Here is a 7,701-nt window from a genome sequence, read left to right as displayed (position 1 = left end):
CAGAGCATGGGGGGCACGCCCGGTCCCGTTCCGAACCCGGAAGCTAAGCCCCATCGCGCCGAGAGTACTGCGGGGTCAGCCCGTGGGAGGCCAGGGCGCCGCTGACCGGTGGACGGCACCGAGCCGTCATCGAACTTGGAAGGGGGAGGCCTCGCGGCCTCCCCCTTTTTTTGCGTTTACGGGCTCTTGTCTCACATAGTGGCTGTGTTTTATAACCCTCGTTTGTCGCATCTTCTGTGAACGGGCTACAATAACTTAGTCTGTGCGATATGGAGGTGAACATGGCTGAAGCTGGTATCGGCGTTGATATCGTCGAGATTTCCCGTATGAAATCAATACTTGAAAAGACGCCGTCGTTTGCTCGGCGTGTGTTTACCGAAGAAGAGCGTGCGTATTGTGATGCATCATCGCGCCCCGCTGCTCACTATGCCAGCCGCTTTGCTTCGCGCGAGGCGGTACTTAAAGCTCTCGGCACGGGTTTTAGTCAAGGCGTTGGTCGCAAGGATGTTTCGGTTACGCGTGATAAACTCGGCAAACCGAAAGCGCTGCTTTCGGGCCGTGCTCTCGAGATCGCTCAAGAGCTGGGTGTTGTTGAGGTCGCTCTTTCCATTACGCTTACAGGAGACTTAGCCGTTGCGAATGCCATCGCGATTACCGAAGATGCTCGGCCTAAGCCAAAAGAGGAAAAGGTGAGTACCAAGAAACGCGTAGCGCAGACATTTAAAGAGGCTCGCTCTGTTTTAGATGAGCTTGAGCAGCTGCAGAATTCAGCATTGACGGAGCACCTGGGCGATGCTTCGCAAGATACGCTAGGAGCATAGATGAAACCGGTTTTGAGTACCGAAGAAGTCGTTCGTCTCGAGGATATCATCGAACGCGAAGGGACTTCGAAGGCCGAGCTTATGGAGCTAGCGGGTGAGTTTGCCGCCAACGAGGTCTTGAAGCTCAATCCCGATCGGGTTCTCGTTCTGGTCGGTTTTGGTAATAATGGCGGCGACGGTTGGGTTGCCGCCGATATTCTGAGCCATAAGGGTGTGGACGTCGATATCGTTTCTCCGGTTGAGCCGGATGAGATTCCTGCTGCTCTGGCACGTCATGTTGCTCGTCGTACTGCCGGCCGCGATGTGCACGTTTGCGTCGGCCCCTCGCGTGATGAACTCGAGGTTTTGATCGATAAGGCCGATGTTGTTGTCGATGCCATTTTTGGTACCGGTTTCCACGGGAATCTGCGTGCGCCGTTCTCCATCTGGATTCCTACGGTCAATGAATGCGCCGATTGTGTCGTATCCATTGATGTCCCCTCGGGCCTGAATGCCGAGACGGGCGTTGTTGATGACGACTGCATTCGTGCCGAGCATACGGTGACGATGATTGCGCCCAAGATTGGTCTGTATAGCGCTGATGGCCCTGAGTATGCTGGCGATTTGATCTGCGGCAATCTTTACGACCGTCTTGACGAGGTCATCGATGATGTCGACCACGCCGCCGAGATTGTCGAGCCCGGTGACTTAGTTGATTACTTTGCTCCACTTCCTACGAATATCGATAAGTATTCCCGTGGCTCTGTGCTTATTGTCGCCGGATCTGCGCAATATCCTGGTGCTGCCATTATGGCGGCCAAGTCTGCAGCTCGCGCGGGTGCTGGTTACGTGGCAGTCGCGGCTCCTGACGCCTGCGCTAATCTTATTCGCATGGCACTTCCTTCGATTCCCGTCTTTGCTATTCCGTCTGATTCCCGCGGCTCCTTTGGCGCCGCTGCGCGCATGACGGTGTGCGAGATTGCAAAGAAGTACAGCTGCGTACTGTGCGGTCCCGGTATGACGACGTCGGCCGGCGCTATGCAGGTGGTTTCGGGCTTGCTCGAGCTTGATGTACCGCTTATTTTGGATGCCGATGCACTCAACTGCCTTGCTAAGATTGCCATTGACGGTATTGATAGTAACCCCGAGATGTATCGTCGCGAGCAGCCGTTGGTTATGACGCCGCACTATCGTGAGCTTTCGCGTCTGGTTGCCGGTGACGAGGTGAACGACCTTGGTACCGCGATTGCGGCCGCGCAGAAGGTTGTCTGGGCTGCAGGCTCCGACAATCTGGTGGTCATTGCCAAGGGGCCGACGACGGCTATCTGTGGCGTTGAGCGCGTTCTGTTGCCGCTCTCGGGTCCGGCTTCTCTGGCAACTGCCGGTTCGGGTGATGTTCTCGCGGGTATTTTGGCCGGCACGCTTGCCACCATGCGCGACGAGATGGATCGTTGGGAGTTGCTGTATTCGTACGCCGTCGCACTTCACAGCTACGCCGGTTTTGCCGCGGCGACGGAGTATGGTGAGAAGAGCGTTATCGCGACCGATCTTATCGACTTGATTGGTCCTGCCATGGAGCTGGCGGCAAAGGATGCGCTCGAAGATCTGGGAATCATGGACGAAGGGTCGGATGACTAATCATGAATAAAGCCGATTTGACGCGCTGGTCCTGGGTCGAGATCGACCGCGGGGCGCTCCGTCGCAACACGAGGGCCTATAAGAACTTGTTGAATCCACGTCAGCGCCTGTGCTGCGTGGTCAAGGCCGATGCTTATGGTCATGGAGCTGTTGAGTGCGCCAAGATCATGTATTCGGCCGGTGCCGACATGTTTGCCGTGGCGACGGTTAACGAGGGCGTTGAGCTCCGACAGGGCGGGATTACGAAACCCATCCTCATCCTAAGCGAGCCGCCTATCGAGGCCATTCCGACGTTGCTCGAGTTTGATATCATGCCCTCGGTCTATACGTCTGACTTTGCTCTTGCGTATGGCGAATGTGCCGTCGCGGCGGGCAAGGTGGGCAAGTATCATCTCGCCATCGAGACGGGTATGAATCGTATCGGCGTACACTACACACAGGTGCTCGACTTTGTCCGCGGTATAAATTTCCATCGCGGTATTCAGTGCGACGGCGTATTTACGCACTTCGCCACGGCCGATGAACCTTCGGGCTGGGACTACAAGCTGCAGTGTCAGCGCTTTACCGAGGCCGTTCAGGCCATTAAGGATGCGGGTTTTGAGTGCGGTATCGTGCACTGCGCCAACACGCCGTCCTCGATGCTCGACCCCTCGATGCATTTTGATATGATCCGCGCCGGCGTTGGCTTGTATGGCATGCAGCCGTGCGAGCTGAGTGGCCGCGTGATGCAGCTTGATCCCGTTATGAGCGTCCATGCGCGTGTGACGCGCGTGGCACACCCTGCGATGGGTGAGGGCGTGGGCTACGGTTTTACCTACCGCGTACCGCGTGCGCGCGTTCAGATCTGCACGCTGCCGATCGGTTATGCCGATGGCCTATCGCGTACGCTTTCCAATCGTATGGATGTGCTGTATCGCGGTGAGCGCGTGCATCAGGTTGGCAATATCTGCATGGACCAGTTTATGGTCGCCATTCAGTCCAACCCGGCACACGAGATTCCCGAGGCCGAGTATGGTGACGAGATGATCATTGTCGGCCGCGATGGCGATGCCGAGATCACTATGGACGAGATGGCCCGACTGCGCGGAACGATTAACTACGAGGTCGCCTGCGGCTTTGGCATGCGTCTCGACAAGGTCTACGTGTAGGAGCCGCTATGGGCGTCATGCACATCCCCGGCCATACCCATCAGGCACCACGTGAGGTCGCACTCGAGGAAATTGAGGCCGTTCTGGGCGATTGTCACCTCTGCCAGCTCTACCAGTCGCGTCACAATATCGTGTTTGGCGTGGGAAGCCCCCGCGCTCGCGTGATGTTTATTGGTGAGGCGCCGGGCCGCAATGAGGATTTGCAGGGCGAGCCCTTTGTGGGGGCGGCGGGTGAAGACCTCAACGGCATTTTGTCCCTGGCGGGTCTTAAGCGCGAGGATGTCTATATCGCCAACGTGCTTAAGTGCCGTCCGCCGGGAAACCGCAACCCGCGTCCCGAGGAAGTGCTGGCTTGCTCGCCGTTTTTGCGTGAGCAGATTCGAAGCATCTGGCCCGATATTATCGTGACGCTCGGCAACCCCGCGACGCACTTTGTGCTTAAGACCGAGATTGGCATTACTAAGCTGCGCGGCAGGTTCCACCAGATGGGGCATTTTGTAGTAATGCCCACGTTCCATCCGGCAGCAGCGCTACGCAATCCGGCGTGGCAGGAACTGCTGGAGGAAGACTTTAAGATGCTGGGCGACTATCTGGAGCGACATCCCGCACCAGAGGACGCCTCGGAATAATAAGGAGCATATATGTCCCTGGAGCGCCTGGGGGTAGGTACTTACAAAACGACTTGCGCTGCCGATACGGAGTACTTTGGCGAGCTAATTGCACCGTGCCTTGAGGACGGCGATGTGCTCATCCTGACCGGTGGCCTGGGAGTGGGCAAAACTCACTTTACCAAGGGCGTCTCGCGCGGGCTGGGCGATGGGCATATGGTTACGAGCCCTACGTTTGCGCTCATGGCCGTTCACGATCAAGGCCGTATTCCGCTGTTTCACTTTGATCTATACCGCCTGGAGCATGCCTACGAGCTCGAGGATACGGGCATTTTTGATGTGCTGGGCTATGAGGGTGCTTGCCTGCTGGAATGGGGCGAACAATTCCAAGACGAGCTGACGGATGAGTATCTTTCGGTGACGCTCAAGCGTGATGAGGGCGACAGCGATGTGCGAACGATAACGCTCGAGGCGCACGGTGACCGCGCAATGGAGCTTTCCCATTTGATTGATAAGGCTGTACAAGATGAGCTTGCATAACGACAACGCGCTGGTGGTGGCGCTCGATACTTCGACCGACATGCTTGCCTGCGCGGCAAGCTGGATTGATGGGCAGACGGGCGAGACGAAGCTCGTGAGTGGCGACCACATGTGTCGCCGTCACGCCAACGTTGAGCTCGTGAATACCGTTGATGGCGTGCTGGCTCAAGCCGGTCTGGATCGCAGCGATGTTGGTTACTACGTGGTCGGCCGCGGCCCGGGGTCGTTTACGGGTGTGCGCATCGGCATCTCCACTGCCAAGGGCCTCGCGCGCGGTGCCAATGTTCCGCTGCTGGGCGTGTCGACGCTCGACGCTTGCGCTTGGACGGCGTGGAAGGCTGGCGTGCGCGGCAAGCTTGGTATCTTGGCCGATGCTATGCGCGGTGAGGTATATCCGGCGCTGTATATGCTGGTCGATGAGGGTCCCGAGCGTCAATTTGAGCGCGAACACGTGGTCAAGGCCGCCGTGGCGCTCGATGAGTGGCGCCAAGCAGCGGACTGGGACCAGGTTCAGCTGACCGGTGACGGTCTCGTGCGCTATGGCAAGCTGCTGGGTGAGGACGAGACCGCCCGCTGCGTGGAGCGCGACCTGTGGTGGCCTTCGGGCGAGGGCTTGCTGCTCGCGCACGCTGCGGGTGACGGCGATCCGGCTCGCGTCCTGCCGATTTACACGCGCCTTTCTGATGCCGAGGAAAACGAGCGCAAGCGTCTTGGTCTTGCCGAGAGTGCGCAAAGCGAAATTACGGGCGTTGCCGATGAGCTCGCCGGTCGTCATCTGCAGTTCCGTCCCATGGGCGCGGCGGATGCCGAGGGCGCGAGCGCGCTAGAGGCTGCCTGCTTTGAAGGTGCCGGACACAAGGCGTGGACGCCGGGCATGTTCCTGTCCGAACTGGGCGAGGACGTCGCTGCGCCGCGTAGTTGGTGGGTGGCACACGACGACGGCAAGCTGCTGGGCCTTGCCGGCGGTATGGTCGTGGACGGTGATGTGCAGATTCTGGATGTCGCCGTCGACCCGGCACATCGCCGCGAGGGCATTGCCCGCAAGCTGCTGTCGCACGTGAGCTATGATGCCCAGATGCTCGGCTGCACCACGGCTTCGCTCGAGGTCGAGGACGGTAACGAGGGGGCGATCGCGCTTTATAACGCTCTGGGCTTTACCGAGGCTGGCCGTCGCCGCGGCTACTACGGTGTCGGCAAGGATGCCATCGTCATGACGGCGCCGCTGCCCCTGGTGCTTCCGGTCGACAATGCTTCGCCCGAGCCGACGGCGGCAGAGCAGCGCGTATGGCCGCTGCCTGCGCCTGGGCGCTCCGAGGGGGAGCGTGCCGAAATTGAGCGCCGCCGCCTAGTGCTCGCTATCGAGAGTTCCTGCGACGAGACGGCCGTGGCGATTATCGATGCGGATGGCAATATGCTGGCCAACCAGGTGTCGACACAGATTGATTTTCATGCCCGCTTTGGCGGCGTGGTGCCCGAGATCGCCTCGCGCAAACACGTTGAGGTGATTGTGAGTGTCGTGGATGCGGCGCTCGAGGATGCCGCAGCATCGCTTGGTCTTGAGGGTGGAGCCATTGCCCCCAGCGAGCTTGCCGCCGTGGGCGTGACACAGGGTCCGGGCCTGGTGGGCGCCCTCGTGGTGGGCGTTGCCTTTGCCAAAGGCTTTGCCTACGCTGCCGGTAAGCCGCTCGTATGCGTCAACCATCTGGAGGGGCACCTGTTTGCCAACCTGCTGGCGCAACCCGACCTCAAACCGCCGTTTATCTTCACGCTTGTCTCGGGTGGGCACACCATGCTCGTGCACGTGAAGGCGTGGGGCGACTACGAGGTGCTCGGTGAGACGCTCGACGACGCCGTGGGCGAGGCCTTCGACAAGGTGGCCAAGGCGTTGGGCCTGGGCTATCCCGGTGGCCCCATCATTTCCAAGCTGGCCGAGACAGGCAATCCCCGCGCGATTGATTTCCCCCGTGCGCTCAACAGCAGGGGAGACTATCGCTTCTCGCTTTCGGGCCTTAAAACCGCTGTGACGCTCTACATTGAACAGGAGACCAAGGCCGGGCGCACGATTCACCTGCCCGATCTGGCAGCTTCGTTTGAGGCAGCTGTCTTTGACGTGCAGTACAAGAAGGCCAAAAACGCATTGCACGCTACCGGATGCAAGGAATACTGCATCGGCGGCGGCGTCTCGGCCAACCCGCATCTGCGCGAGATGATGATCAAGAAGCTCGGACGCCAGGGCATCCGCGTGACGGTGCCGCCTCTTTCGGCATGCACCGACAACGCTGCCATGATCGCGGAGGTCGCCCGCCGTAAATTCGACCGAGGTGAAATCTCGCCGTTCGACGTCGACGCCGATCCAAACATGACGCTGTAGCTGGTACGGCGCGGTCCCCGGACGGAGGGGCCGGATATAAGGTTTCCTGCTCTACAGTCCTGCGCAAGACGAAGGCCACATTAAGTGGCCTTCTTTGCGTGCGGAACTCGCGATAAACCTTATATCCGGCCCCTCCGTCCGGGGACCTTTCTGTATCGATATAGCTTCTGGGCTGGTTTGGCGTCGACAACGTCCAGCAAGGTTAACAAGCCAGCGTCGAATTTCCGGCGTTCTTTAGCTGAAAGAAAAAGTTGGCGTGCGGAGCTTTGCTCCGCATTTGGGATGGGAGCCCCTCGGGAGCGGGCGGGCGTATACAAGGTTTATCGCGAGTTCCGCACGAGCCGGAGAGCACTTAATGTGCTCTCCGTGCGAGCAGGACTGTAGAGCAGGAAACCTTGCATACGCCCGCCCACTCCCGAGAGGCATCTCTCATGCAAAAACTTTTGTCGGGTAAAGTCCGAGGTCGGTGGCGTTTTATACCGAGAAATTCAAAAAAAGTTGATAATTCATTACATATTTGCGTTGACTTTAGGTAACTAAAGTTTCATACTCCTTTTCAACCACTGGGGGATGTGAACACGCACGGATCGTTCACA

Annotated in this window: 6 protein-coding genes and 1 rRNA gene; all 7 read left to right on the top strand. The window is 58.9% G+C overall.

Annotation, left to right across the window (positions count from 1 at the left end; genetic code table 11):
• Positions 1-107: ribosomal RNA gene (rrf, locus tag AAA021_RS04735) — 5S ribosomal RNA — on the top strand; the annotation flags it as partial.
• A 174-nt stretch (positions 108-281) separates the two neighbouring features.
• Positions 282-821, top strand: a complete 540-nt coding sequence (gene acpS, locus AAA021_RS04730; RefSeq protein ID WP_006235843.1) for a holo-ACP synthase — start codon at positions 282-284, stop codon at positions 819-821.
• Positions 822-2,438: an NAD(P)H-hydrate dehydratase gene (locus AAA021_RS04725; protein ID WP_082222952.1), complete on the top strand. Its 1,617-nt coding sequence runs from the start codon at positions 822-824 to the stop codon at positions 2,436-2,438. It abuts the gene before it with no gap.
• 2 nt (positions 2,439-2,440) lie between these two features.
• The gene (alr, locus tag AAA021_RS04720; protein WP_349088225.1) at positions 2,441-3,586 is read left to right on the top strand and encodes an alanine racemase; all 1,146 of its coding nucleotides are present in this window, start codon (positions 2,441-2,443) and stop codon (positions 3,584-3,586) included.
• Positions 3,587-3,594: 8 nt separating this feature from the next.
• The gene (locus tag AAA021_RS04715; RefSeq protein ID WP_349088223.1) at positions 3,595-4,215 is read left to right on the top strand and encodes a uracil-DNA glycosylase; all 621 of its coding nucleotides are present in this window, start codon (positions 3,595-3,597) and stop codon (positions 4,213-4,215) included.
• A 12-nt stretch (positions 4,216-4,227) separates the two neighbouring features.
• Positions 4,228-4,734 carry a tRNA (adenosine(37)-N6)-threonylcarbamoyltransferase complex ATPase subunit type 1 TsaE gene (gene tsaE / locus AAA021_RS04710; RefSeq protein WP_006235849.1) on the top strand — a complete coding sequence of 169 codons (507 nt, stop codon included), beginning with the start codon at positions 4,228-4,230 and terminating at the stop codon, positions 4,732-4,734.
• Complete coding sequence (gene tsaD / locus AAA021_RS04705; protein ID WP_260699345.1) at positions 4,721-7,105, top strand: tRNA (adenosine(37)-N6)-threonylcarbamoyltransferase complex transferase subunit TsaD; 2,385 nt, start codon at positions 4,721-4,723, stop codon at positions 7,103-7,105. Before tsaE ends, tsaD begins: the two co-directional genes overlap by 14 nt.
• The last annotated feature ends 596 nt before the right edge of the window (positions 7,106-7,701 follow it).

The organism is Collinsella sp. CLA-JM-H32 (genome assembly GCF_040098165.1).
In the GTDB taxonomy this organism is placed as follows: Bacteria; Actinomycetota; Coriobacteriia; order Coriobacteriales; family Coriobacteriaceae; genus Collinsella.
Note: the sequence above shows the minus strand (reverse complement) of the source record. Positions and strands in the feature narration are given on the sequence as shown.

What these genes read in the sequence shown, in the direction of transcription:
- acpS (WP_006235843.1), top strand. Translation starts at nt 282, where the DNA reads ATGGCTGAAGCTGGTATCGGCGTTGATATCGTCGAGATTTCCCGTATG.
- AAA021_RS04725 (WP_082222952.1), top strand. Translation starts at nt 822, where the DNA reads ATGAAACCGGTTTTGAGTACCGAAGAAGTCGTTCGTCTCGAGGATATC.
- alr (WP_349088225.1), top strand. Translation starts at nt 2,441, where the DNA reads ATGAATAAAGCCGATTTGACGCGCTGGTCCTGGGTCGAGATCGACCGC.
- AAA021_RS04715 (WP_349088223.1), top strand. Translation starts at nt 3,595, where the DNA reads ATGGGCGTCATGCACATCCCCGGCCATACCCATCAGGCACCACGTGAG.
- tsaE (WP_006235849.1), top strand. Translation starts at nt 4,228, where the DNA reads ATGTCCCTGGAGCGCCTGGGGGTAGGTACTTACAAAACGACTTGCGCT.
- tsaD (WP_260699345.1), top strand. Translation starts at nt 4,721, where the DNA reads ATGAGCTTGCATAACGACAACGCGCTGGTGGTGGCGCTCGATACTTCG.